Source organism: Streptosporangium sp. NPDC053982 (genome assembly GCF_055585205.1).
In genome coordinates this window covers 33,277-57,340 of sequence record NZ_JBVJKQ010000011.1, presented here as the reverse complement: position 1 = coordinate 57,340, position 24,064 = coordinate 33,277, and the positions used below count along the sequence as shown (strand labels likewise).

General features: G+C 71.7%; 25 protein-coding genes. 15 read left to right on the top strand and 10 right to left on the bottom strand.

Annotation, left to right across the window (positions count from 1 at the left end; translation table 11 throughout):
* Window positions 1-69 precede the first annotated feature (69 nt).
* The 4 genes from ACZ6W9_RS20955 to ACZ6W9_RS20940 all read left to right on the top strand — a co-directional run bounded on the left by ACZ6W9_RS20955 (window position 70) and on the right by ACZ6W9_RS20940 (window position 2,226).
* On the top strand, window positions 70-654 hold the full coding sequence (locus ACZ6W9_RS20955; protein WP_389966651.1) for a TetR/AcrR family transcriptional regulator: 585 nt from the start codon (window positions 70-72) through the stop codon (window positions 652-654).
* A 212-nt stretch (window positions 655-866) separates the two neighbouring features.
* Window positions 867-1,205: a DUF4244 domain-containing protein gene (locus tag ACZ6W9_RS20950; protein WP_362941178.1), complete on the top strand. Its 339-nt coding sequence runs from the start codon at window positions 867-869 to the stop codon at window positions 1,203-1,205.
* 185 nt (window positions 1,206-1,390) lie between these two features.
* A complete protein-coding gene (locus ACZ6W9_RS20945; RefSeq protein WP_470119150.1) occupies window positions 1,391-1,768 on the top strand; it encodes a TadE family type IV pilus minor pilin in 378 nt (125 codons plus the stop codon).
* A complete protein-coding gene (locus ACZ6W9_RS20940) occupies window positions 1,765-2,226 on the top strand; it encodes an Rv3654c family TadE-like protein (RefSeq protein WP_470119148.1) in 462 nt (153 codons plus the stop codon). The genes ACZ6W9_RS20945 and ACZ6W9_RS20940 overlap by 4 nt, the downstream gene beginning before the upstream one ends.
* Before the next feature lie 87 nt (window positions 2,227-2,313).
* Here the strand turns inward: ACZ6W9_RS20940 and ACZ6W9_RS20935 are convergent, their stop codons facing one another.
* Entirely contained in the window at window positions 2,314-4,641 is a 2,328-nt protein-coding gene (locus tag ACZ6W9_RS20935) for a DEAD/DEAH box helicase (RefSeq protein ID WP_470119146.1), read from the bottom strand.
* Between the two features lie 253 nt (window positions 4,642-4,894).
* On the opposite strand from ACZ6W9_RS20935, the gene ACZ6W9_RS20930 reads away from it, so the two are divergent.
* The 4 genes from ACZ6W9_RS20930 to ACZ6W9_RS20915 all read left to right on the top strand — a co-directional run bounded on the left by ACZ6W9_RS20930 (window position 4,895) and on the right by ACZ6W9_RS20915 (window position 9,507).
* A complete protein-coding gene (locus tag ACZ6W9_RS20930) occupies window positions 4,895-5,245 on the top strand; it encodes an STAS domain-containing protein (protein ID WP_030916965.1) in 351 nt (116 codons plus the stop codon).
* 2 nt (window positions 5,246-5,247) lie between these two features.
* Complete coding sequence (locus ACZ6W9_RS20925) at window positions 5,248-5,694, top strand: ATP-binding protein (protein ID WP_389966637.1); 447 nt, start codon at window positions 5,248-5,250, stop codon at window positions 5,692-5,694.
* A 480-nt stretch (window positions 5,695-6,174) separates the two neighbouring features.
* Complete coding sequence (locus tag ACZ6W9_RS20920; protein WP_389966634.1) at window positions 6,175-8,514, top strand: sodium-translocating pyrophosphatase; 2,340 nt, start codon at window positions 6,175-6,177, stop codon at window positions 8,512-8,514.
* A gap of 519 nt (window positions 8,515-9,033) precedes the next feature.
* Window positions 9,034-9,507, top strand: coding sequence for a SixA phosphatase family protein (locus tag ACZ6W9_RS20915; protein ID WP_389966631.1), 474 nt, complete (start codon window positions 9,034-9,036; stop codon window positions 9,505-9,507).
* A gap of 167 nt (window positions 9,508-9,674) precedes the next feature.
* Here ACZ6W9_RS20915 and serB read toward each other — a convergent pair whose 3' ends face one another.
* From serB to ACZ6W9_RS20895, 4 genes are all read right to left on the bottom strand, one after another.
* Window positions 9,675-10,898, bottom strand: a complete 1,224-nt coding sequence (gene serB / locus ACZ6W9_RS20910) for a phosphoserine phosphatase SerB (RefSeq protein ID WP_362941154.1) — start codon at window positions 10,896-10,898, stop codon at window positions 9,675-9,677.
* A 146-nt stretch (window positions 10,899-11,044) separates the two neighbouring features.
* Window positions 11,045-11,638 carry a hypothetical protein gene (locus ACZ6W9_RS20905; RefSeq protein WP_389966627.1) on the bottom strand — a complete coding sequence of 198 codons (594 nt, stop codon included), beginning with the start codon at window positions 11,636-11,638 and terminating at the stop codon, window positions 11,045-11,047.
* 450 nt (window positions 11,639-12,088) lie between these two features.
* The gene (locus ACZ6W9_RS20900) at window positions 12,089-13,327 is read right to left on the bottom strand and encodes an S-adenosylmethionine:tRNA ribosyltransferase-isomerase (RefSeq protein ID WP_470119142.1); all 1,239 of its coding nucleotides are present in this window, start codon (window positions 13,325-13,327) and stop codon (window positions 12,089-12,091) included.
* Window positions 13,324-13,989 carry an SDR family NAD(P)-dependent oxidoreductase gene (locus tag ACZ6W9_RS20895; protein WP_470119140.1) on the bottom strand — a complete coding sequence of 222 codons (666 nt, stop codon included), beginning with the start codon at window positions 13,987-13,989 and terminating at the stop codon, window positions 13,324-13,326. Before ACZ6W9_RS20895 ends, ACZ6W9_RS20900 begins: the two co-directional genes overlap by 4 nt.
* 135 nt (window positions 13,990-14,124) lie before the next feature.
* On the opposite strand from ACZ6W9_RS20895, the gene ACZ6W9_RS20890 reads away from it, so the two are divergent.
* The 3 genes from ACZ6W9_RS20890 to ACZ6W9_RS20880 all read left to right on the top strand — a co-directional run bounded on the left by ACZ6W9_RS20890 (window position 14,125) and on the right by ACZ6W9_RS20880 (window position 16,702).
* On the top strand, window positions 14,125-15,282 hold the full coding sequence (locus ACZ6W9_RS20890; protein WP_470119432.1) for a GAF domain-containing sensor histidine kinase: 1,158 nt from the start codon (window positions 14,125-14,127) through the stop codon (window positions 15,280-15,282).
* Entirely contained in the window at window positions 15,279-15,974 is a 696-nt protein-coding gene (locus tag ACZ6W9_RS20885) for a response regulator (RefSeq protein ID WP_389966618.1), read from the top strand. The genes ACZ6W9_RS20890 and ACZ6W9_RS20885 overlap by 4 nt, the downstream gene beginning before the upstream one ends.
* A 230-nt stretch (window positions 15,975-16,204) precedes the next feature.
* Window positions 16,205-16,702 carry a MarR family winged helix-turn-helix transcriptional regulator gene (locus ACZ6W9_RS20880; protein WP_389966615.1) on the top strand — a complete coding sequence of 166 codons (498 nt, stop codon included), beginning with the start codon at window positions 16,205-16,207 and terminating at the stop codon, window positions 16,700-16,702.
* 241 nt (window positions 16,703-16,943) lie between these two features.
* Here the strand turns inward: ACZ6W9_RS20880 and ACZ6W9_RS20875 are convergent, their stop codons facing one another.
* On the bottom strand, window positions 16,944-17,663 hold the full coding sequence (locus ACZ6W9_RS20875; RefSeq protein ID WP_389966612.1) for a hypothetical protein: 720 nt from the start codon (window positions 17,661-17,663) through the stop codon (window positions 16,944-16,946).
* A gap of 67 nt (window positions 17,664-17,730) precedes the next feature.
* Here ACZ6W9_RS20875 and ACZ6W9_RS20870 point away from each other — a divergent pair, with 67 nt between their 5' ends.
* The 3 genes from ACZ6W9_RS20870 to ACZ6W9_RS20860 all read left to right on the top strand — a co-directional run bounded on the left by ACZ6W9_RS20870 (window position 17,731) and on the right by ACZ6W9_RS20860 (window position 19,781).
* Window positions 17,731-18,525, top strand: a complete 795-nt coding sequence (locus tag ACZ6W9_RS20870) for an ABC transporter ATP-binding protein (RefSeq protein WP_389966609.1) — start codon at window positions 17,731-17,733, stop codon at window positions 18,523-18,525.
* A 216-nt stretch (window positions 18,526-18,741) separates the two neighbouring features.
* Window positions 18,742-19,515, top strand: a complete 774-nt coding sequence (locus ACZ6W9_RS20865) for a sulfite exporter TauE/SafE family protein (RefSeq protein WP_389966606.1) — start codon at window positions 18,742-18,744, stop codon at window positions 19,513-19,515.
* 29 nt (window positions 19,516-19,544) lie between these two features.
* The gene (locus ACZ6W9_RS20860) at window positions 19,545-19,781 is read left to right on the top strand and encodes a hypothetical protein (RefSeq protein ID WP_389966603.1); all 237 of its coding nucleotides are present in this window, start codon (window positions 19,545-19,547) and stop codon (window positions 19,779-19,781) included.
* Window positions 19,782-19,985: 204 nt separating this feature from the next.
* Here ACZ6W9_RS20860 and ACZ6W9_RS20855 read toward each other — a convergent pair whose 3' ends face one another.
* The 4 genes from ACZ6W9_RS20855 to ACZ6W9_RS20840 form a co-directional block, all read right to left on the bottom strand.
* On the bottom strand, window positions 19,986-20,897 hold the full coding sequence (locus ACZ6W9_RS20855) for a Rieske (2Fe-2S) protein (RefSeq protein WP_362938910.1): 912 nt from the start codon (window positions 20,895-20,897) through the stop codon (window positions 19,986-19,988).
* A 44-nt stretch (window positions 20,898-20,941) separates the two neighbouring features.
* Entirely contained in the window at window positions 20,942-21,496 is a 555-nt protein-coding gene (locus tag ACZ6W9_RS20850) for an HD domain-containing protein (protein WP_362938940.1), read from the bottom strand.
* Window positions 21,497-21,750: 254 nt separating this feature from the next.
* On the bottom strand, window positions 21,751-22,425 hold the full coding sequence (locus ACZ6W9_RS20845; protein WP_470119136.1) for a hypothetical protein: 675 nt from the start codon (window positions 22,423-22,425) through the stop codon (window positions 21,751-21,753).
* The gene (locus ACZ6W9_RS20840; RefSeq protein ID WP_389966597.1) at window positions 22,412-22,720 is read right to left on the bottom strand and encodes a hypothetical protein; all 309 of its coding nucleotides are present in this window, start codon (window positions 22,718-22,720) and stop codon (window positions 22,412-22,414) included. The genes ACZ6W9_RS20845 and ACZ6W9_RS20840 overlap by 14 nt, the downstream gene beginning before the upstream one ends.
* Before the next feature lie 453 nt (window positions 22,721-23,173).
* On the opposite strand from ACZ6W9_RS20840, the gene ACZ6W9_RS20835 reads away from it, so the two are divergent.
* Window positions 23,174-24,031, top strand: coding sequence for a helix-turn-helix domain-containing protein (locus ACZ6W9_RS20835; RefSeq protein WP_389966594.1), 858 nt, complete (start codon window positions 23,174-23,176; stop codon window positions 24,029-24,031).
* Window positions 24,032-24,064 lie beyond the last annotated feature (33 nt).

Sequence of the window (24,064 nt, the reverse complement as noted above, 5' to 3'; positions counted from 1 at the left end):
ATTTGATAAGACGTGCGGGAGACTGGACGAGTGCCAAAGGTCGTCGATCATCAGGAGCGCCGTCGTCATATGACGGCCGCCCTGCTGCGCATCACCGAACGCGAGGGCCTCGAAGCGGTCAGCGTCCGTACGGTGGCCGCCGAGGCGGGTTGTTCCGTTGGGGCGGTGCAGCGCTACTTCACCACCAAGGACGAGATGCTGGCCTTCGCCCTGCACGCCGTCGTCACCGCGGAGAGAGAGCGTCTGCGGCATATCCGGTTGGATCCGGCCGGGATGACCTTCCCCGACGCGCTGCGTGCCACGATCATGGAACTGCTGCCGCTCGACGCGCGCAGGCGGGGCGAGGCCCGTGTCTGGGCCGCCTTCTACGCCAGGGCCGTCGTCCATCCCGAGTTCGCCGCATCGATCGAGGAACTGAACCGGGAGGCCCGCGAGAACCTCGGCAGGGTCTTCGGCTACGCCGAGTCCGTCGGCGAACTGCGTTCAGGGATCGACCACGACGCGCTCGCCCGGATCATTCTTTCGATCATCGACGGGCTCATGTGGGCGATCCTCATGAGCCCGTCCGAAGATCCAGGGATTCATGAGGCGACCGTGGACGCCGCGGTCCGCCTCGTCACCGAGCCGGTCAGGCGGATCCAGGAAGACCTCTGACCTCGCCCTCGACGATTTCGGGTATCTGTCCAGGCCTCGTCATCGCTCGCCGTGCGCCTCGGGCGGGGGAGCGGAGTTTTCCACAGGGAGCTCCCTCGGCCTCCGAGTTGTCCCCAGAACGTCGTTCGGCTCCTTCGGCGTCCACCCGCATCGGCGACCCTGGCTTCGCAGGCACCGGGCATGGGGTCCGGTCGCGGCATCCAGGAGGAGACATGGTTCGTTCGCCGAGCTCACCCGCCGCCGGCTCGCTCTCCGGCGGCGTCCGGAGGGGGCCGTTGCGCAGCGTGCCGGCGCTCCCGCCGGGCGGATGGCACGCGCGGTCGCGGCGCTGGGCGGAGAGGTTGTCCGCGCGGGCGCGCAAGGCTCTGGCCCGGCGGACGGCCGCCCTCACCGGCCCCGGCCGTGACCGGGGCATGTCCACCGCGGAGTACGCCGTCGGCACGATCGCCGCCTGTGCGTTCGCCGCACTTCTCTTCAAAGTGGTCACGAGCCCGGAGGTCCAGGAGCTGATCTCCAAGCTGATCAACCGAGCGCTGAACGTGGCGGGATGAGCCCGGCGAACGCCTTCGCTCCTCCTCGTCCGAGATCTCGTGCCCGTATCCACCCGAAGCCGGGTGCCCGAGCTCCTCGGCCCGCCGGGCTCCGCCGGTTCACCCGGTCCCGGCGGTCCGCCCGGTTCCACCGGCTTGGGAGGCCGGTCGGCGTCCTCGCCCGCCCGCACCGGTCCGGGGGATCGGTGACCGCCGAGACCGCCGTGGTGCTGCCCGCCGTCGTGGTGGTGCTGGCCGCCGCTCTGTGGGCGGTGGCGACGGTCGGGGCGCAGCTTCAATGCGTCGACGCGGCCCGGGCGGGTGCCCGGGCCGCGGCCCGGGGTGAGCCCGTGGAGCGGGTGCGTGCCGACGTCCTCGCCCTCGTCCCGATGGGAGCGGTGGTCAGGGTGGACGTGACCGCGGAGACCGTCCGAGTCGAGGTCGCCGCACATGTCCGGCCCCGCTGGGGTTCCCTGCTCCCCGCCGTCGAGGTCGGCTCGTCCGCCGTCGCCGCGCCGGAGCCCGGAGTCCCTGGAGTTTCCGATACGCCGGGAGCGTCCGGGGGATCCGAGGGGGAGCCGTGAGCCGGGGAGGCACGAACGACCTGACGGGCGACGGGTTGTTTCGCCGCGAGGCCGGAACGGCGGCGCGGAGCAGAGCCGAGCGAGAGCGAGGATCGGCGACGATCTGGGCGGTTGCCGTGATGGCGGCGGTATGGGCCATGGCGGCGGTGATCATGACCGTCGGCGCGGCCAGGGTGGGAAGGCATCGCGCACAGAGCGCCGCGGACCTGAGCGCGCTCGCCGCCGCCCGGCTGGCCTTCGTGGTTCCCGACCGTGGGTGCACGCGGGCCGAGGCGCTGGCCCGGGCCAATGGCGCGGAGGTCACCGGATGCGTCGTCGGCCAGGACGGCATCGCCGACATCCAGGTGACCTTACGGTTGCCGCTGCCCGGTCTCGGCTTTCGACCGATCACCGCGCTCGCCCGGGCCGGGCCGGTGTACATCGCCGAGTCCCCGGCGGAGTCGCCGGCGGGACCATGAGGCGGCTGACCGGCCGTCCGGCTCCCCCATCGCACCGGGACCTGTCCCGAGGGTCCTGTTCCGTGGTGAGGACCCACGGAACAGGACCTAGGAACCTGTCCCGAGGGAGAGCAGGACGGCGAGGAGCCGGAGCGCGCCGGCCTTGTCCAGAGGTTCGTTTCCGTTGCCGCACTTGGGTGACTGGATGCACGAGGGGCAGCCGTGGTCGCACTCGCAGGAGGCGATGGCCTCGCGGGTGGCCGTGAGCCAGTCGAGGGCCCGGGCGTAGCCGCGCTCGGCGAAGCCGGCGCCGCCTTCGTGACCGTCGTAGACGAAGACCGTGAGCAGGCCGGTGTCGGGGTGCGACTCGGTGGAGACCCCGCCGATGTCCCAGCGGTCGCAGGTGGCGAAGAGCGGCAGCAGTCCGATGGACGCGTGCTCCGCGGCGTGCGCGGCCCCGCCCAGGTCCAGGCCCTCCTCGGCCAGGGGGGTGACCACGGAGGCGGGCAGCGTCCACCAGACCGCCCGGGTACGCAGGGTGCGCGGCGGCAGGTCGAGGTCCTCGTCCCCGAGGAGTTCACCGCTCTGGGTGCGGCGTTTGAGATACGACACGACCTGGCGGGTGACCTCCACCGAGCCGAAGTGGAGCTCTCCCGGGCCCAGGGGCCGTGAACGCAGTGACTCGAGGATGGAGATCTCGGTGACGTCCCGGGCGAAGGTCGTGTAGTCCGGTGTTCCCGTCTCCACGAGGGCCACCCCGGCGTCCAGGTCGAGCTCCTCCACCAGGAACGTCTCCCCCTGGTGGACGTACACGGCGCCGGCGTGCACGGTCGTGTGGGCCGAGGGTTCGTCCACGGTGCCGAGCAGCCGCCCGGTGGATGCCTCCACGACCTGGATCGGCGATCCGCCGGCTCCCCGGATGTCGGCGAGGTCGGTGGCCCGTTCCCGCTTGGTCCAGAACCATCCGGTGGTGCGCTGGCGGAGGAGTCCGTCCTCGACGAGGCCGGCGAGCACCTCCTTGGCGGACGGGCCGAAGGTCTCCAGGTCGTCGGGGGTGAGCGGGATCTCGGCCGCGGCGGCGCACAGGTGCGGGCCCAGCACGTAGGGGTTCTCGGGATCCAGCACGATCGCCTCGACGGGCCGGCCGAAGAGGGCCTCGGGGTGGTGGACCAGATAGGTGTCCAGGGGGTCGTCCCTGGCGATGAGCACAGCCAGGGCGTCCTGTCCGTCCCGGCCCGCCCGGCCGGCCTGCTGCCAGAGGGAGGCTCGGGTGCCCGGCCAGCCCGCGATGAGCACGGCGTCCAGTCCGGACACGTCGACGCCGAGTTCCAGCGCGTTGGTCGTGGCCAGCCCCAGCAGCTCACCGGACCGGAACGCCCGCTCCAGCCTCCGTCGGTCGTCGGCGAGATACCCGGCCCGGTAGGCGGCCACCTTGTCCGGGAGACCGGCGAGCCTCCCGTCGCCGCCGGTGGATCCCGCGCCGCCGGTGGATCCCGCGCCGTCGGCGTATCTCTCCACTTCGTGGACGGGCCTTCCCGCGTCGGCGGCCAGGTCCTCCAGCCTCGCCCGGGTGGTGAGGGCCACCGACTCGGCGGCGCGGCGCGAGCGGACGAAGGCCAGGGTGCGGACGCCTCCGGCGACCAGGTCGGCGAGGAGTTCGGCGCTCTCCATCGTTGCGGGACGGCGCACGGGGGCGCCGCCCTCACCGCGCAGTTCGGTCAGGGGCGGCTCCCACAGGGCGAAGGTGGTGGTGCCCCGGGGAGAGGCGTCGGCGGTCACCTCCTCGGCGCGCAGGCCGGTCAGGCGTGTGGCGAAGGCGCCGGGCTCGCTGGCGGTGGCCGAGGAGAGCAGGAAGACCGGGCGGGAGCCGTACCTGGCACACACCCGCCGCAGCCGGCGCAGGATCTGCGCCACGTGTGAGCCGAACACGCCCCGATAGCCGTGGCATTCGTCGATCACGACCACCCTCAGCCGCCGCCAGAAGGCCGACCACTGGGCGTGCCGGGGCAGCAGGGTGCGGTGGAGCATGTCGGGGTTGGTGAGGAGGTAGTTGGCGTGCCGGCGGGCCCACGCCCGTTCCTCGAACGAGGTGTCACCGTCGAAGGTGGCCGCGCGCAGCTCCGGCGGGTCGAGCTCGGTCAGCGTGCGCAGCTGGTCGGCGGCCAGCGCCTTGGTCGGCGTCAGGTAGAGCACCGTGCCGCCGTCGAGCACCTCGGAGACGGCCGGAACGAGATAGGAGAGGGTCTTGCCCGAGGCGGTTCCTGTGGCAATGATCACGTTTTGCCCGCCGCGGACCAGTTCGGCCACCTCGATCTGGTGTCGCCACAGGCCGGTGACGCCCAGGTTCGCCCAGCGCGTAACCAGACGTTCGTCCACCCAATCCGGCCAGCTCAGCGGTACGGCGGGGCGCGGAGGGACGTGCTCGACGTGGGTCACGCGGGCACGACGTGCGGGAACGTCGAGCAGGCGGGCGAGCGCGGAGCCCGCCCGGAGCGGCGAAGATGAGAGCGGAGTCACTGGTTTCCAGTCTGGCATCTGTGGGCAGAGTCGCCGGGAATCGTGATTTCGTATAGACACTGAGCGTACGCATGGTTGAATGCCGCGCGTCAGGGCTTGTCGTCTGGGGCCGTCCGGCCCCGGGGAGTCACGCCTGAATCGGTACTTTCGCAGGCAAGGCGCTGGAGGATCTGTGGATCTGAAGTTGGACCACCATTCCGAGGATCGTCTCACCATCGTTGAGGTCGAGGGTGAGATCGATGTCTACACCGCGCCCAGATTGCGTGAGCTCCTGATCGACCTGGTCAACAAGGGAAACTTCCACCTCCTGGTCAACATGGAGAAGGTCGACTTCCTCGACTCCACGGGCCTCGGGGTCCTGGTCGGCGGGCTCAAGCGAGTTCGGGCGCACGACGGCTCGCTGGAGCTGGTCTGCACCCAGGAGCGCATCTTGAAGATCTTCCGGATCACCGGCCTGACCAAGGTGTTCGGGATCTACGCCTCGGTCGATGAGGCCAAGGAAGCTCACGGCCGAGACAAGTAGTCATGGCCACTGTCGAGCTGACGTTCAGCGCTCTTCCCGCCCATGTCCGAACGGCACGCCTGGTCGCCACCGCGATCGCCAGGCGCACCGGGGTGGAGGAGTCGGTGCTGGACGAGGTACGGCTCGCCGTCGGTGAGGCGTGCTCCCGGGCCGTCGAGGCACACCGCCTTCACTGTCCGGGGGAGCCGATCCGCATCGAGCTCTCCGACGACCTGGGGCGTTTCGAGGTGACCGTCACCGACTCGGCCCCCAGCGACGAGTCGGAGCATGATCGCGGGATGTTACGGATCGACGATCCGCTCGGGCAGCTCCCCGACACCCTGATGTCCGGCTTCGGCATCGCGGTCATCGCGGGGCTCGCGGACGATGTCCAGGTCTATCCGAGCCCCAAGGGCATGCGCATCCGCATGAGCTGGCCCGCGGCGCCCAACGGCCTGCCCCGAGTCTGATCCGGGTCCGACCCGGGTCTGGCCCGGTGGTCGCCGGGGCAGACCCGATCCGACGTTCACGGATTCCGGTAGCCGGGTGCCTCACCGGGGCACCCGGCCGCCCACGTTCCTGGTCTCTCATTTTCGGCCAAAGCATAATTTTGGCCCCCGAAGACCGAAACATGCTTGAAATCTGGTTTCGGGCTCACCATGTGAGACGAATCGGCCTCGTCAGCGGGCTCCTTGACAAGGTTCGGCCAAACACGCTGTCAATTCACCGTGCGCGGAGGCTTTATATCCGCAGCCACGCTGCGTAGACTCCCTGGACCGGCCAAGGTTTGTCCTTCGGACCGGCCCGTCAGCGGGTCCGGCCCCCGGAGGAGGTCTGCGGACGCAACCGGAAGCGGCACTGCCAATACCCGGATGTGTGCCGCTTCTGTCGACCATCCACGGCGGCGCACTCCGGGCAGGACGTGAACCCGTCTTGCCGAGGAGAGTCGGATGTCTGTGCTTCGATCAGCCGTTGCCGATGAGCCAGCGGTATCCCTGAGCGGTTCCCATTTCACCATAGTGATCGTCGTGGCCGTCGTGGCCCTGCTGGCGCTCGCCGTAGCGGGTGTCCTGGTGCGGGAGGTGCTGGCCGCCGGCCAGGGCACCGAACGCATGCAGAACATCGCGCGAGCCGTACAGCAGGGTGCCTCCGCCTATCTGGCGCGGCAGTTCCGGACGCTCGCCGTCTTCGTCGTTCTGATCCCCTTCCTGCTGTACCTCCTTCCCGCCCCCTCGACCGGCGCGGCCATCGGCCGGTCGGTCTTCTTCGTCATCGGCGCCGTGTTCTCCGCGCTGACCGGCTTCATCGGAATGTGGCTGGCGGTTCGCGGCAACGTCCGCGTCGCCGCGGCGGCCCGCGAGTCGGGTGAGAAGCGCGCGATGCGGATCGCCTTCCGCACCGGCGGCGTGGCCGGCATGATCACGGTCGGCCTCGGCCTGCTCGGCGCGGCCATCGTGGTCCTGATCTACCGGGGCGACGCGCCCGCGGTGCTGGAGGGCTTCGGCTTCGGCGCCGCGCTGCTCGCCATGTTCATGCGGGTCGGCGGCGGCATCTTCACCAAGGCGGCCGACGTCGGCGCCGACCTGGTCGGCAAGGTCGAGCAGGGCATCCCCGAGGACGACCCGCGCAACGCCGCCACCATCGCCGACAACGTCGGCGACAACGTCGGTGACTGCGCGGGCATGGCAGCCGACCTGTTCGAGTCGTACGCGGTCATGCTCGTCGCCAGCCTCATCCTGGGCAAGGTCGCCTTCGGCACCGAAGGACTGGTCTTCCCCCTGATCGTCCCGATGGTCGGCGTCATCACGGCGATCATCGGCATCTTCACCACCGCCCCGCGGAACGGCGACCGTTCCGGCATGAGCGCGATCAACCGCGGCTTCTTCATCTCGGCGATCATCTCGGCGGTGCTCGTCGCCGTGGCCGCCTTCGTCTACCTGCCGGGCAGCTTCTCCGAGCTGTCCGGGGTGAGCCCGCAGATCGCCTCCGTCACCTCCGACCCCCGCCTGATCGCGATCGGCGCGGTGCTCATCGGCCTGGTGCTGGCCAGCGCGATCCAGGTCCTCACCGGCTACTTCACCGAGACGAACCGCCGCCCGGTGCGGGACATCGGCGAGAGCTCGCGCACCGGTCCCGCCACGGTCATCCTGTCCGGCATCAGCGTGGGCCTGGAGTCGGCGGTCTACTCGGCGCTGATCATCGGCGCCGCCGTCTACGGCGCGTTCCTGCTCGGCTTCGGCAACGTCACCATCGCCCTGTTCGCCGTGGCGCTGGCCGGGACCGGCCTGCTGACCACGGTCGGTGTGATCGTGTCCATGGACACCTTCGGACCGGTCTCCGACAACGCCCAGGGCATCGCCGAGATGTCCGGCGACGTCGAGGGGGAGGGCGCCCAGGTGCTCACGTCGCTGGACGCCGTGGGCAACACCACCAAGGCCATCACCAAGGGCATCGCGATCGCCACGGCGGTGCTCGCCGCGACCGCGCTGTTCGGCGCGTTCCGTACGTCGGTCGAGACGGAGCTGGCCAAGGCGTCGGCGGGCGTGCAGGCGGCGCTGGGCAACTTCAAGGTCTTCAGCCTCAGCGTCGACTCCCCGAACGTCCTGGTCGGTCTGATCATCGGTGCCTCGGTGGTCTTCCTGTTCTCCGGCATGGCCATCATGGCGGTCGGCCGCGCGGCCGGGCGGGTCGTCTTCGAGGTGCGCGAGCAGTTCCGTACCAAGCCGGGCATCATGGCCGGCACGGAGCTGCCCGACTACGGCAGGGTGGTCGACATCTGCACCCGCGACTCGCTGCGGGAGCTGGCCACGCCGGGTCTGCTCGCCGTGCTCACCCCCATCGCGGTCGGCTTCGCCCTCGGGTACGCCTCCCTCGGCGCCTTCCTGGCCGGGGCCATCGCCTGCGGCACCCTGATGGCGGTCTTCCTCGCCAACTCCGGCGGCGCCTGGGACAACGCCAAGAAGCTCGTCGAGGACGGCCACCACGGCGGCAAGGGTTCCGAGGCGCACGCGGCGACCGTCATCGGCGACACCGTCGGCGACCCGTTCAAGGACACCGCCGGTCCGGCGATCAACCCGCTGATCAAGGTGATGAACCTGGTCGCCCTGCTCATCGCGCCGGCGGTGGTGACCTACGCTGACAACCCGGCGCTGCGGATCGGCGCCAGCCTGGCCGCGGTCGCCGTCGTCGTCGGCGTGGTGGTGATCTCCAAGCGCCGGTCGGCGAGCATCGCCCCGGCGGAGGACCGGCCCGCCGACCGGGAGCCGGAGCCGGAGCAGATCTCGCACTGAGGACGGCCTGCCGGCTCCGCCCTCGGAAGGCGGGCGGAGCCGGGGCAGGACCGGGTACGGCGGGCGGATCGGGCACGGTCCGCGAGGGCCGGACCGGTGAATCGGTACGGCTCACGAGCACGGACCGGCGAATCGGTACGGCCCGCGAGGGCCGGACCGGGTACGGCCGGCGAGGTCCGTGAAGCTCACGAGGGGGTGCGCCGGAGCGGCGCACCCCTTTCACGTGTGCGAGGTGGTGCGGTGGGAAACTGGACCACGTGACTTCTCCACTTCACGCGGCGGGCGGTGGCCAGGCCCCGGGCGGGCCGGGCGGCGAGCCGGCCCGATCCCTTCCGGACCCGTGGACCGCGGCGGGGACGCGGACGCGCCGGACCCGCCCGGCGCCCCTCTCTCCGGACCTCACGGAACGGCGGATCTGATGGAACAGCAGCCCTCCGGAGGCAAGACGCTCCTGCTCATCCTGCTGGGGATGGCCGTGGTGTTCGCGGTGATCGTCGGGCTCGCCGTCTGGGCGTCGGGGTGACGCCGCGCACGCTGGTCGTCCTCAGGCACGCCGAGGCCGCCACCGTCCCCGGCCTGGCAGACCGTGATCGTCCGCTGACGGCGCGCGGCGAGCACGACGCCCGCGGGGCGGGCGAGGCGCTCACCGATCTGGGGCTGCGCCCCGAGGTGGTGTTGTGCTCGCCCGCGCTGCGCACCCGGCGGACGGCGGAGCTGGCCCTGCCCGGCGCCGACATCAGATTCGAGACGGGCATCTACGAGGCCTATCCGGATGAGCTTCTTGAACTGCTCAGACGGAGTGATCCCGAGGTCCGCACGCTGGCGCTGGTCGGCCACAACCCCGGCGTCCACGAACTCGTCCTGGGCCTCTCCGGCGTGGACGGCGGCGACGGCTTCCCACCCGGCACGTTCGCCGTCCTCGAGACCGAGGACGAGTGGATCGGGCTCGGCGAGGGCCGCGGGGTCGCCCGCTGGTCACCAGCGCGGCGCTGAGGAGCCGCGGGACCGGCCGCCGGTCTCCGGGATGGTGAGGAGCCGCAAGCCCGGCGCTGGTCACCGGGACGGCGCTGAAGGGCCACGCGATCGCCCGGCACCGAGGAAGCACGGCGTCGCCCGGCGGTCACCGAGGCGGTGCCGAAGGGCCGCGGGACCGGCCGCGCTCAGGGCGTCGGCGGGGTGACACCGTCCTCCGCGTCGGCGGCCTCGACCTCGGCGCGCGGGATGCCGAGCAGGTAGAGGATCGAGTCGAGGTAGGGCACGTTGACCGCGGCGTCGGCGGCCTCGCGCACCACCGGCTTGGCGTTGAACGCGATGCCCAGGCCGGCCGCCGAGATCATGTCCAGGTCGTTGGCGCCGTCGCCGATGGCCACGGTCTGGCTGATCGGGATGCCCGCCTCCCGGGCGAAGCGCTCCAGCGCCCGCGCCTTGCCGGGGCGGTCGAGGATCTCGCCGACCACCCGGCCGGTCAGCACGCCGTCCGTCACCTCAAGGGTGTTGGCGGCGGAGTAGTCGATCCCGAGATCCTCGACGAGGGCGTCGGTGAGCTGGGTGAACCCGCCGCTGACGATCGCGAACCGGTAGTCGAGCCGCTTGAGGGTCCGCACGAGCGTCCGCGCGCCCGGGGTGAGCACCAGCTCCTTGCGGACCGTCTCGAAGACCGACTCGGGCAGGCCGGCCAGCAGCGCGACCCGTCGGCGCAGCGACTCGGCGAAGTCGATCTCGCCGCGCATCGCCTCCTCGGTGACCTTGGCGACCTCCGGCAGGCAGCCCGCGTGCGCCGCGAGCAGCTCGATCACCTCGTCCTGGATGAGGGTGGAGTCGACGTCCATCACGATCAGCCGCTTGGCCCTGCGGTACAGGCCGGTCCGCTGCACGGCCACGTCCACCTGGTGCGCGTGCGCGGCGGCGGCGAGGCTGGCTCGCAGCATGTCCGGGTCGGCGCCGGAGACGGACAGCTCGATGCTGGTCACCGGGTAGTTGGACAGGCGCTCGATGCGGTCGATGTTGGCCCCGGCCGCGGCGATCCGGCCCGCGATGCCGGCCATCGCGGCGGGTTGCAGGGGCGAGCCGAGGACGGTGACGTGCAGCCGCCCGCGCCGCCGCTTCTCCTGCGGGTCGGTGCCGGTGGTCAGCTCGACGTGGAGGCCCATGTCCTCGGCGATGGCCTCCACGGCGGTCCACATGGCGCCGAGAGTGCCGCCGGTGCCGGTCGGCGGGCCTCCGGAGTAGGCGACGAGGACGCCGAGGGTGAGCCGGCTGCGGATGACGACCTGCTCGATGTCGGCGACGACGACGGGGAAGCCGGCGAGGACGGAGAAGAGCCGGGAGGTGACGCCCGGCCGGTCCGGCCCGGTCAACGTGATCAGGAGCGTGCGCTGGTTCATCGCCATCTACGCTACTTGGCTGGGGAAAATGCCGTGGATGCGGTTCACCATACGGACGCCTGGAGTTCGCCCCCCGCCTTACGACCGGAAAGGCCCCCGCCTTCCGGCGGGGGCCTCCCTGTCCGATCGTCGCGCGGCGGCGCGGGTCAGCGCACGACGCGCGTGCTGTGCCGCTTGCCGTAGAGCCAGCTCTTGACGCCGAGACGCTCCAGTTCCTCGCGGCTCAGGTTCTCCGCGCCGTTGGGCACGTCGAAGGCCAGAACGCCGAGGGTGGTCTTCATCGTGCCCTTGGCGCTCTTCTTGACCTTCATCTCGAAGGTGAAGGAGACCGAGTCCCCGACCTTCATGGTCTTGTCGACCGCGCAGAAGGCGAACTGGTCCTCGCTGGCGCACGCGCTCTTCTTGGGACCGTAGTAGGACCACTTGCCGGTGACGTCGACGCCCTTGGGGGCGCCCACCACGATGTAGTACTCCCCGGCCTTGGACTCGTAGGGGCCGGTGTTGGTGGCCTTGAGGGTGTAGGTGATCTTCCCGCCGGGACGGACCTTCGCCGAGGCCGAGCCCTTGACGGCGAAGACCGAGAACGGGTCGTCGGCCTGCTTGGCCACGGAGACGGTGGAGGCCGCGGCGGGGGCGGTGGAGGCCGCGGTGGCCGCGGTGGCGGGGGCGGCGAACAGCATCGCGCCCGCGAGCGGGCCGGCCACGGCGAGGGTGACGATCTTGGAGATCGGGTGGCGCATTAAACGTCTCCCAGTAGAGGGGGGAACGGGGATATCGCACGTTCCCCGTGAAAGTCCAAGATTTTTACCACATTCTGCGGGAAATAGGGAATGGAATATGGAGACCCAAGGGGCCCATTGGTGTATCCGCGGTGAACCGGCGGGACCCCGGAACGCCAGCCGGGGCGCCGGAACCTCGGTCGTCCCTGGGCTTACGGGTCCCCGGAGGCCGATTCCCCGGCCCATTCACCAGCCGTTTCCTTCCGGGCCTGAACCGTTCCAAGGCCGGAACCGTACGGCGTGCCCCAGCGCCGGACGGGCGGTCACGACGGACCGGGCGCCCGCGATTTCCCCGCTCCCGGGAATTCGTTTCCGGCCGGAGGCGGCCGGGGACGACCGCCGCGGCCGGCGGTGATCGGGGCGCCGGGACGACGACGGCGCCGGCGGAGGATGCGGATGATTCAGACGGCGTCAGCGGATGATGAGGTGCAGGTCGCCGAACTCGTGCCACAGGTAGCCCGCCCCGAGGGCCTGCGCGTAGGACCGGGAGAGCAGTTCGTCACCGGCGAGCGCGGACAGCATCAGCAGGTGGCTGGAGCGCGGCTCGTGCAGGCCGGTCACCAGGCCGTCCACGACCCTCACCCCGGACCGCGGGGTGACGAGGTGGGTGGTCCAGCCGTCCGCGGCCCCGATCAGGCCCCCTGGCAGGGCGGCCGTCTCCAGCGCCCGCACCACGGTCGTGCCCACCGCGATCACCCTGCCCCCGGCCTCGCGCGCGGACGCGACCTGCCGCGCGGTGGTCTCCGGCACCTCGAACCTCTCCGGGTAGGGCGGTTCGTCCGCCTCCGGTGAGGCGACCCCGGTGTGCAGGGTGATCGGCGCGACGCCGATCCCGCGTGACACCAGCTCGGTCACCAGGGCGGTGGTGAACGGCCGTCCGGCGCTCGGCATCTCCGCGCTGCCGGGCCGCAGGGCGAAGACCGTCTGGTAGTCGGTCAGCGGCCAGTCCCGGCCCACGTAGGAGTAGCGGATCGGCACGCCGTACCGGCGCAGGTAGCCGAGGACCTCACGGTCCAGCCGGGCCCGCCACAGGCGCGGCGTCCGTCGCTCCAGGAGGTGCAGCGTGGCCCCTCCGGGGAGCGGCAGCCACTCGCCGGGCACGCCGCCCGGGTACGGCTCGCTCGCGCCGGTCCCGCGGTCCGCCCGGACCGTCACGCCGCTCGCCGCGCCACCGTCCGCCCCGCCGCCGCCACCGCCGCCCGCCGTTCTCGTGCCGCCGGCCGTCTTCCCGGCGGGCCGGCCCGTACGGCGGCGCAGCTCCACCAGCCAGGTCCCGTCCTCGCATTCTGTCGAGAAGTGCACCGCGAGCCGGTCGAGCCGGACCGCCGCCGGGAGCGTGGCGGAGTTGTTGACCACCAGCAGGTCACCGGGTTCCAGCAGGCGGGGCAGGTCGGTGAACCTGTGGTGGCCGATCTCCCCGGTGCCGCGCCGCGAGACCAGCAGTCGCACACCGTCACGGGCCAGTCCTCGCGCCTCGGGCGGCTCATGGGCCTCCAGGCCGTCGGGGAGGGTGAAGTCGTGCGCGCCGCCGAGGAGTCCGTCCGGGAGCGTGACGTCGTGCGCGCCGCCGGTGTGGCCGTCCGGGAGGGTGACGTCGCCCGCGTCGCCGGAGCGTCCGTCCGGGATCGCGATGTCGTGCGCGCCGCTCATGAGCGGCTCACCCGCCCGCTCGGCGGACGCTCCGCCACCAGCCGCCGCAGCGTGGGGACCACCGTCTCCGGCGGGGAGGCCGCCGCCGCCTCCTGTTCGCCGACCGCGTCGGAGAGCATGGCCGTGCTCATCTCGCCCGGGTCCACCCACCAGACGGCGACGTCCGGCTCCTCGGCCGCCAGGACGTTGGAGAGCTGCTCCAGGGCCGCCTTGGTGGCTCCGTAGCCGCCCCAGCCCTCGTACGCCTCCACGGCGGCGTCGGAGGTGATGTTGACGATCGCGCCGCGCCGCCCCCGCAGGCCCGGCAGCGCCGCCTGGACCAGTGCCAGCGGGGCCAGCACGTTGGTCCGGAACAGGTCCTCAAGCTCCCCGAGCGGGTAGCGGGACAGCGGTGGCAACGGGACCGCACCCAGCCCCGAGGCGTTGTTGACCAGCAGGTCCAGCCCGCCGTGGTCCTCCGCGGCACGGGCCAGCCGCTCCCGGTGGGCCGGGTCGGCGACGTCCCCGGCCAGGGCGAGGGCGCCGAGGTCGCCGGCCGCGGAGCGCAGCGCCTCCTCTCCCCGCGCGGTGAGGATGAGGCGCCAGCCGTCGGCGGCCAGGGAGCGGGCCAGTGCCAGCCCGAGCCCACGGGAGGCGCCGGTGATGAGTGCTGTCTTCGTCATGTCCCCGACGCTAGGAACCGGCCCCGCGCCGCACATCGGCCACCGGCCGCAGGACCCCGCGGGCCGATGGTCCTAGGACCGCCGCCCCAGCCGCTTCACCAGGACGGACGTCTAGAGTTTCCATCTGTGGACGTGATGGGCGCCGGAGGCTCCGGAGACGAGGACCGGGACCAGGACAGGGACCGCGATGACGTCCTGCACGCGGTGAGCTCCGCCGTCCTCGCGGTCACCAGGCACCTGTCGGTCCGGGAGGTGCTGCAGGTGATCGTACGGTCGGCGCGCCGCCTGCTGGACGCCCGCTACGCCGCGCTCGGCGTCCCCGACGACGACGGGGCGTTCGCCGAGTTCGTCGCCGACGGCATCACCGACGAGCAGTGGGAGGCGATCGGGCCGATGCCCCGCCAGCACGGCATGCTGGGGGCGATGCTGCGCGAGGGGGCGCCCGTCCGGCTCCCCGACATCCGCAGGGACGCCCGGTTCGAGTACTGGCCGCGCGCCCACCCGGTGCTCAAGGACTTCCTCGGGGTGCCGATCCGCGACGGCGACCGGGTGCTCGGCATCGTCTTCCTGTCGAACAAGCGGACCCGCGGCGGCTTCACCGAGGCGGACCAGCGGCTGCTCACGTTGTTCGCCGCGCACGCCGCGATCGCGCTGACCAACGCCCGCCTGTACGAGCGCAGCCGGGAGCTGGCCCTGGCCGAGGAGCGCACCCGGATGGCCAGGGAACTGCACGACGCGGTGACCCAGAAACTGTTCTCCCTCCGTCTCACCGCCCAGGCCGCGAACTCCCTGCTGGACCGCGACCCCGGCCGGGCGCGGCGGGAACTGGAGCGGGTGGAGCGGATGGCCGGGGAGGCGCTGGCCGAGCTGCGCGAGGTGATCATCGAGCTCCGTCCGGCCGACCTCGACCGCCACGGCCTGGCCGAGACGCTGCGCAAGCACGTGCGGCTGCTGGATCGCCTGCACCCGGCGGCCTTCTCCTTCGAGGAGGCGCCGGGGTGCGAGTTCGAGCCGGCGGCGGGGGCGGCCGTGCTGCGCGTCGCCCAGGAGGCGCTGCACAACGCCGCCCGGCACGCGGAGGCCCGGACGGTCACCGTACGGCTCGGCTGCGAGGGCGACCGGCTGGTCCTGGAGGTGCGCGACGACGGGCGGGGGTTCGACGTGGCGGCCGCCGCCGGACGCGGACTGGGCATCGCCTCGATGAGCGAGCGGGCCGGAGCCCTGGGCGGGGACGTGCGCGTGACGTCGCGACCGGACGCCGGCACGCTGGTGCGGATGGAGGTCCCCGCGTGATCCGCGTCCTGATCGCCGACGACCACCCGGTCGTACGGCAGGGCCTGCGCACGTTCCTGGATCTGCAGGACGACCTCGACGTGGTGGGCGAGGCCGCAGACGGCGCCGAGGCGCTCGCCCTGGTGGAGTCGCTCGCCCCGGACGTGCTGCTGCTCGACCTGAGGATGCCGGTCCTCGACGGCCTCGGCACGCTGGCACGCCTCGCCGGGCGGGAGCACGTCCCGCGGGTCCTGGTGCTGACCTCGGTCGGAGACCCGGAGGACGTCGCCCCCGCGCTACGGGCAGGGGCGGCCGGATTCCTGTACAAGGACGTCGATCCCGGCACGCTGGTCCAGGCCATCCGGACCGTCCACGGCGGCCAGGTGCTGCTCGCCCCCGAGGCCGCCGGGGCGGTGCTGTCGGCCTCCCAGGCCCAGGGGCCCCAGACGTCCCAGGACTTCCGGACAGTCCCGGTGGACCCGGCCGCGCCCTCCCCGCCCCGGCGGGGAGAGGGCCCGGTGGCGCCGCTGACCGGTCGCGAGCGTCAGGTGCTCGCACTGATCGCCTCGGGGCGGTCCAACCGGGAGATCGCCCGCGAGCTGGCGGTGGCGGAGAAGACCGTGAAGACCCACGTCTCCAACGTGCTGATGAAGCTGGGCGTGCAGGACAGGACCCAGGCGGCCCTCTACGCCGTCCGCCACGGCCTGGCCTGAACGGCCGATATCCCGTCATGGTCTGGTCCGAGCGGTCGGATCGTGTCCGCCACGGCCTGGCCTGAGCGGTCGGATCACGTCCGCCGCGGTCCGGAGAGGAGCGCCGGTCCGTTCCGCTCCCCGGGCCTCGTTCCACCTGATCCCCGTTCCGTCCCGGCCGGACGACCGGACCCGCCGATTGTTTCACTGCGGGATCATCTCGCAGCGGAACGATTTGTTAGGCTCGTAGCATGACGAGCGGTATGACGACGAGCGCGCCCCCGCGAACCGTTCGCGACCTCACCGGCATGCTCATGCACGCCGGCCACGTGCTGACGACCCGGTTGACCGCGGCCCTCGCCGAGATCGGCATCACCCCGCGCGAGCAGTGCGTCCTGTGGCACGCGGCCGAGGCCGAGCGCACCCAGATCCAGCTCGCCGAGCTGGCAGACCTCGACAAGACCACGATGGTCGTGACGATCGACAAACTGGAGAGGGCCGGATACGCCGAGCGCCGTCCGTCGAGCACCGACCGCCGGGCCCGGATCATCTCGGTCACCGAGGAGGGCATGCGGATCGTTGCCGAAGGCGCGAGGATCGTCGATCGCGTCCACGCCGAGGTGCTCGCCACGGTGCCCGAGGGGGAGCGGAAGGCGTTCGTCGACGCGCTGACGCGGCTCCTCGACGGCCCCCTCGCCGAGCCCGAGGAGGGCTGCGGACCGGTGCGGCGGTCCCGTCAGGCCCGCTGAACTCATGGCGACGCTGCGCGTCGCGGCTCGGGGTGGTGCTCATGGCGACGCTGCGCGTCGCGGCTCGGGGGCTCTTACCCGGTGTCTTCCCTCGTCACTCCGTCGCTTCGCTCCTGCGTTCCTCAGTCCAGACACCGGCGCCCCCGAGCGGGTCCCGATACCGGCGTTTCCGAGCGGGTCCAGACACCGCGTCCCCGGGTGGGCTCATGGCGACGCTGCCGCCGGTGGCCTCGTAACGGGGTCAGACGAGTTCGGTGATGGCGTGGTGGGCGGCCACCCGTGCCCGCCGTACGGCGCGGTCGAGATCGCGCAGCGCGGCGCCGCGGGCGGCGATCTGGCCGGAGGTGAGCCCCCGGTCGTCGGTGACCCGCAGCACCGCGGCCAGCCGGGCGGCGAGGGCCGCGACCCGGTGGGCGCGGGCCGGGTAACCCGGAGCCAGGCCGCCGTCGGCGGTGTTCGGCCGTGGCTGTCCCTGGACGGGGCCTCCCAGACCGAGCAGGGTGTCGGTGGCCGTGCGCATCGCCATGGTCAGGGCGTGCTCGGCCTCGGACAGGGAGGGGACGTCCGGGGCGTTGACGCTGGCCGCGAGCGCGCTCCAGCGGACCCCGGCGTACGATGACCCGCGGCGGTCGGACGCGGGCACCAGCCCGACGCACCGGCCGGGGAGGACGGCGATCGCCGCCTGCCCGGCCTCGATGGCCGCGGAGTTGAGAGGGGGCGGCCCGGTGAGTCCGAGCGGGTCGCCCGGTACCGGGAGGGCCAGGCGCAGCGACTTCATGCCGTCCATCCGCAGGCCGGCGAGGAAGCCGCGCAGACCGGTGTCGCCGGTCTCGGTGGCGACGAGCTGGGGTCCGCCACGGCGCTCGACGCGGTCGACGGCATCGTCGAGGCCGACCTGACCCGTCAGCCAGGCGTTGCCCCAGCAGACCAGGGTGGCCGAGATCTGTGAATCAGGGTGCACCGGTCCACGATATGCGCTTGTCCTGCAATAGGTTTTGTTCCAGCGATTCTCTAGGAGGGGTAGGGGCATGGGCGGTCAGGTGCTTCGGCTACAGGACGTCACCGTGCGCAGGGACGGTGCGGCGCTGCTTCGAGACATCGAATGGACCGTTCACGAGGACGAGCGGTGGGTCGTCATCGGTCCCAACGGCGCGGGTAAGACGACGCTGCTCCAGGTCGTCGGCGCGATGCTGTTCCCCACCGAGGGAGTGGTGGAGATCCTCGGGGAGCGCCTCGGGCAGAGCGACGTGTTCGATCTGCGTCCCCGCATCGGCCTGGCCAGCGCCGCGCTGGCCGAGAAGGTGCCGCCGGAGGAGAAGGTCATCGATCTCGTCCTCACCGCCTCCTACGCGATCATCGGTCGCTGGAACGAGGAATACGACTCCGGCGACGTCACCCGCGCCGTCGAGCTGATCGACCAGCTCGGCTGCGCCCACCTGATCCGCCGCCGGTTCGGCACGCTGTCGGAGGGCGAGCGCAAGCGGGTGCAGATCGCCCGCGCGCTCATGCCGGACCCCGAGCTGCTGCTGCTGGACGAGCCGGCCGCCGGGCTCGACCTGGGAGGCAGGGAGGACCTCGTCCGCCGTCTGTCGGCGCTCGCGCAGGACCCGAAGTCACCGACGATGGCGCTGGTCACCCATCATGTGGAGGAGGTGCCCGCCGGGTTCACCCACGCGCTGCTGCTGCGGCACGGCTCGGTGGTCGCCCAGGGTGAGATCGACCACGTGATGACCGCCGAGAACCTCTCCCGCACCTTCGGCATCCCGCTCAACCTGGAGCGAGGGCGCGACGGCCGCTGGTACGCCCGCGCGTACGACTTCTGAGTCTCTCCACCGGCTCTTCTGAGCCTTTCTCCCATCCCCTCCGTCTGCTTTCAGTCTCTTCTCCATCCGCTTCCGGGCCGCTCCGGCCGTGTCCGCTACGGCCGCGGGGCGGCGGAGGCCACCCCGCCGACCGCTGACCGGAGCTCCCCTCCTAGCATCCGGTGGAGGCCGTGCACCGATCACCGGGCGCGAGCCGTACGACCGAGGAGGGGCCAGATGACACCGTGGGAGGCAGTCGCCGTCCTGGCGGCGGGGGTCGCGGCGGGCGGCATCAACGCCGTCGTCGGCTCGGGATCGCTGATCACGTTTCCGACCATGGTGGCCGTCGGGTTGCCGCCGATCGTGGCGAACGTCTCCAACAACATCGGCCTGGTGCCGGGGACGCTGACCGGCGCGCTCGGCTACCGCGCCGAGCTGGAAGGGCAGCGCGGGCGGCTGCTCCGGCTGGGGGTCGCCTCGACTCTGGGCGCGCTGGCCGGGAGCGTCCTGCTGCTGTTCCTGCCCGCCGAGACCTTCGACGTGGTCGTGCCGGTCCTGATCGGCCTGGCCTGCGTGCTCGTGGTGTTCCAGCCGAGGCTCAACCGGTTGCTGGCCGCCCGGCGCGAGCACGCCCACCCGCACGGCGGTCCCCTGCTGTGGATCGGGGTCCTCGCCGCCGGCGTCTACGGCGGCTACTTCGGCGCCGCCCAGGGCGTGCTGCTGATCGGGCTGCTCGGCAGCTTCCTCGACGACGGCCTGCAGCGTGTCAACGCCGCCAAGAACGTCCTGTCGCTGATGGTCAACGGCACCGCGGCGCTTCTGTTCATCGGGTTCTCGCTGTTCTCGGGGCGGGACGTGGTGGACTGGCGGGCCGTCGCGCTGGTGGCGGTCGGCGCGTCGATCGGCGGGTTCCTCGGAGCGAAGGTCGGCAGGCGGCTGCCGGCGCCGGTGCTGCGTGGCTTCATCGTGTGCGTCGGCGTCGTGGCGATCGTCAAACTGGTGTACGGCTAAAATCCCTCACTTGCGGGAACAACACGGTCATGAAAGGCGACCGTGTAGAGATCGTCATCGATGCGGGCGACAGCTCGCGCACCTACGACGTCGTCGCGACCAAGGCGGGCCGCCGGGTCGAGATAGCCAATCGCCGGGGCGGCGTGGTCGAAGTCAGCGAGGTCACCCGCAGCGGGACGGCGGTCCGCACCGCGCGGTTCATGTCCAGCCGGGTCCTCGCCCTCGTCGAGCATCCCGCCGACGGCCGGCCGGACGACGAGGAGTGACGGCGGGCCCCCGGGCGTTCTGACCGGGGGCCGGAAGCCGTGGACGCCGTTGCGCGGGCCCTCTTCACGAACCCGCTGGTTCGTCGACCGGCGAAGAGGGCCCGCGCAACGGCGCCTGGCGGAGCCGGAACCGATCCGGCCGAACCGGACCGGCGGAGCCGGAACCGGGACGGTGGGACCGGACAGCGGGACCGGACAGCGGGGTCACGCCGGGATGGGGCGGACCTGCAGCACACCGTCGCGGCGCAGCCTCGACTCGAAGGCCGGCTGCGGGGCGGTGGCGGGGCCGTGCATGACCGTGCCGTCGGACAGCCGGAACGTGCTGCCGTGCCAGGGGCACACCACGCAGTCGGCGCCCTGCACGGACGTCACGCGTCCCTGGTGCAGCGGCCCGGCCAGGTGCGAGCAGCGGTCGGCGAGCACGGTGACGTCCTCGCCCCTGCGCAGCACGAACAGGTCGATGTAGCCCAGCCGCCGGGTCACCGGCCGGCCGTCCGGCAGGTCCTTGAGATCGCACAGGTCGTGCCAGCCCAGCGGGACCAGGTGGGAGACCGACACGGCGTGGTTGGCCCCGGCCGCCTGCCGGTACGACATGTGGCCGCCGAGGTAGGCGCCCACGCCGCCGACGGCCAGTCCGGCGAACGACAGCATCCGGCCGCGCCGTTCGTCGCCCCGCACGCGCAGCAGCAGGGAGCCCGCGTAGAGGGTGAGCGCGGCCACGTTGGCCAGCGCGTGAACGAACCCGACCCGCTGTTGCTCGCGGTGGAGCGCCGACCAGTCGGTGATCCCGGACGCGGCCGTGGGAACGGACGCCACGAGGCCCGCCGCGAGCAGCGTCCGGGACGCCCGGGGGTCGGCGTCGGTCACGTCCAGCAGCGACGCCGACATCCAGCAGCCCAGAGCGACGTCGGTGAGCGGTGGATGGAGGGGCTTGCCGGTGGGAACCCCGTGCAGCAGGTCGCGCAGGAACCCGGGGCCGAGCCGCCGCCGCACCGCCCTGGACACCGCCTGAATCGGGCGATCCAGCTTCGTCGAGCGCTCCACGTTGCCGACGAGGTCGACGGGTGGAACGAACTTGCGGAAGCTCTGGCGGTTCGTTTTAACGTTTTCCTTCACGATCGTCCCCTTTCCAAGCGATAGGGACCTACCCGGGAACGGCGTTATGCACGCGCCAGATGTCCCCGGCTGACCGAGAGCTCGACGATCTCCGTGGCGTAGGCGCCGAGCGTGGGCGAGCCCTCCTCGATGATCCTCACCTTCTCCAGCACCTGCTCGGCGGTCACCTTGTACAGCGACCAGGTGCCGCCCTCGTTGTGGTGGTTGGCCAGGATCGGGGCGATCCGGTCGAGAGCCTTGGCGAACTTGGCCTCGGGGGTCCGGCGCTCCTCGAACTCGTCCCACAGTGCCCGCAGCCGCGTGGCCTGGTCGTCCGGGAGCAGTCCGAAGATCCGGTCGGCGGCCTTGCGTTCCAGGTCGAGCTGGGCCTCCACGGCGGAGGCGTCGTAGATGAAGGTGTCTCCGGCGTCGATCTCGACGATGTCGTGGACGAGCAGCATCGCGACGACTCTGTCCAGATCGATGCCCGGTGGGGCGTGCTCGGCCAGCACCATCGCCAGCATGCCCACGTACCACGAGTGCTCGGCGTCGTTCTCGCGCCGGGACCCGTCCATCAGGGTGTTGCGGCGCACGATGCGTCTGAGCTTGTCGATCTCCATGGCGAAGGCGAGCTGAGCGTGCAGACGGTCCTGTTCTGGAGGGGTGGTCACGCGCGTAAGCCTAATGCGCGCGGATCCTGCTTTTCCGAACGATCATCGGATCGGACGGGAACGGGAGGTGGCCGGATCGGCCGCCGCCCCCGGCGGCGCGCCGCCGCCTCACCGGCCGGCGATCCGGCGGCCGGCCCCGGCGACCTCGGCGGATCCGGCCGCGACCGCCGGGAACCTCCCGTGCCCGCTTCGGGCCGTACGGTTCACGCCGCCCGGGGGACCTCACGTGGCGGGGCGAAGGGCGGCTCGGGGGAGACGGTATCGGGTACCTCCTCACGGCCCCCGGCGGACCGCGGGGGCGCCCAGTTCGCCGGCCCGGAGAGCCGGTCGAGGAGAACGGCGGGCCGGGTGGTCCCCTCCCTGCGAATGATCTCGAGGGTGACCAGGTCGGCCCGGCGGCGGTGACGGGCGACGACGACCCGGCGGGCGAAGCAGGCCGACTCCAGTTCCCCGGCGAAGGCGTCGAAGTCCTCCGCGCAGATCCCGGCCCGGGTGAGGATCAGCGCCTTCTCTCCGAGAGCCGTCGGGGTGATCCACAGGATGAGGGGGATCCGTCCCGCCGCCGTGTGCATGCCCGTCTCCAGGCACACCCGCTGGATGCGGTGCCGGGAGACCACGCACCACAGGTGGGCGCCGACCCGGTCGCGGACGGGCCGGAGGACGACGGCCAGCGAGACGGCGCCGGTCGCGACGAGGAAGGGACGCCAGTCGTCCCGCCCCAGGGCCGTGGCCGTGACGACGCCGGTCAGGAGGGCGGCGCACGCCAGGGTGATCTCCGTTCGCCACCGCCAGGCACGGACGAGCGGATTCGCCCCGCCGGGGGACGGCGCGGGCCCGCCCCGGTGGTGGGGGTTGTTGCGGGGGTTACGCGGCCACATCGTCCTCCACCTCCCCGGGCTTCGTCACGATCCCGATGCCACCTCCGGGGATGACCGTCACCTCACCGGTGAGGGCCTTTCCGGCTTCGGTCACGGAGGTGGCGCGGCCGGCCGCGAGCCGGTCGAAGCGGGGGTCCCGGTACGACCGGGCGCCGAACCCCTTCCTCGTCACGGTCCAGCCGAGCCTGTACGCCCATTCGTCCTGGTCCATGCACAGTTCACGGTCGGCCCGGTCGACGAGGTCGAGGACGAAGGCCTTGATTCCGTGAAGCCCGTTGATACGGTGGAAAGGCATGGGTTACTCCTTTTCGTGGCTGCGATGCGGAGTGCTTGTGTCAGCCGGGTCGGTGGCCGCCGACCCGGTTTTTCCATCCCCGAAGCGATGCGTGCGGACGCGACGGCGGAACGTCGCGATGATCCCCGTTGTCGTCCTGGCGGCCTCCCATGTCTCCTCGGTGGCTGAGGGCGGCGCCGTTGCCGTCGGAAGGCGCGGGTTCCGAAGGCCGCGCCCTGTGAGAGGCCCGCGGACCGCCTCACCGTGGGCTCGGTGGCTCCCCCGTCGGTCCTCTCGAAATCTTCCTGCTTCGATGGTCGCTCAGCACAGATTTGCCTGCAAGGCTTGGCGTAAGGAAAGAAGTAACAAACTTCTATAAATGCACTGCAATGATCCATGCAACTTGCACTACCATTCAGATCATCCCTGCTAGGGGCATTGACTCCATCCATCCGAGATGACGAGGAGACCGGGATGCCGGAGCGCGGCAGTCCCCCCCTCCGCCGGCGTCGCCTGGGTCTCGAACTGCGCCGGATCCGTGAGGACCGGGGCATGACCGGCGACGAGGTGGCCTTCCTGCTGAAGTGGTCGGCCGCCAAGGTCAGCCGCATCGAGAACGCCAAGACGCTGGCCAAGGAGGCCGACGTCCAGGCGCTCGCGAACGTCTACGAGGTGGAAGGAGTCCTTCGGGAGACGCTGATCGGCCTGCGCCGTGACGCCGAGTCGAAGGGCTGGTGGGAGAGATACGCCGCCTCCCTCCCCGATGACTACACGACGCTCATCGGGCTGGAGGCGGAGGCGACCGTGGCGCGGAACTGGGAACCCCAGGTCATGCCGGGCCTGCTTCAGACGGAGGCGTACGCCTGGGCGGTCAACGCGGTGGGCCAGCACGCGGGCCACGTCCCGCCGAGCAGGCTCCAGGACAGGGTCGAGGTGCGGAGAAGGCGGCAGGAGACCCTGCTGTACTCCGACGACCCGCTGACCCTCCTGGTCGTGTTCAACGAGTCCGTGCTGAGAAGCCAGTACGGCGACGCCCGCGTCATGCGGGACCAGCTCCACCACCTGATCGAGGTCTCGGAGCTGGAACACGTGGAGATGCGCGTCCTCCCCCAGAATGTTCCGCCGCCGGTGGCGACGGGGCCGTTCGTGCACCTCGCCTTCTCCGACTTCCCCGACATCGTCTACCTGGAGTCCCTCTTCGGGGGGCGGTACGTCGAGGACGCGGAGATGGTCTACGGGTACGAGCGGGCCTTCGGCCACCTCATGGAGCGCGCGCTCGACGAGCCGGCTTCGCAGCGGCTGATCGCGGAAACGGCAGGGCACTGGAAATGAGGATTCCGGTACATCGGCGGCTCGCCGGGTGCC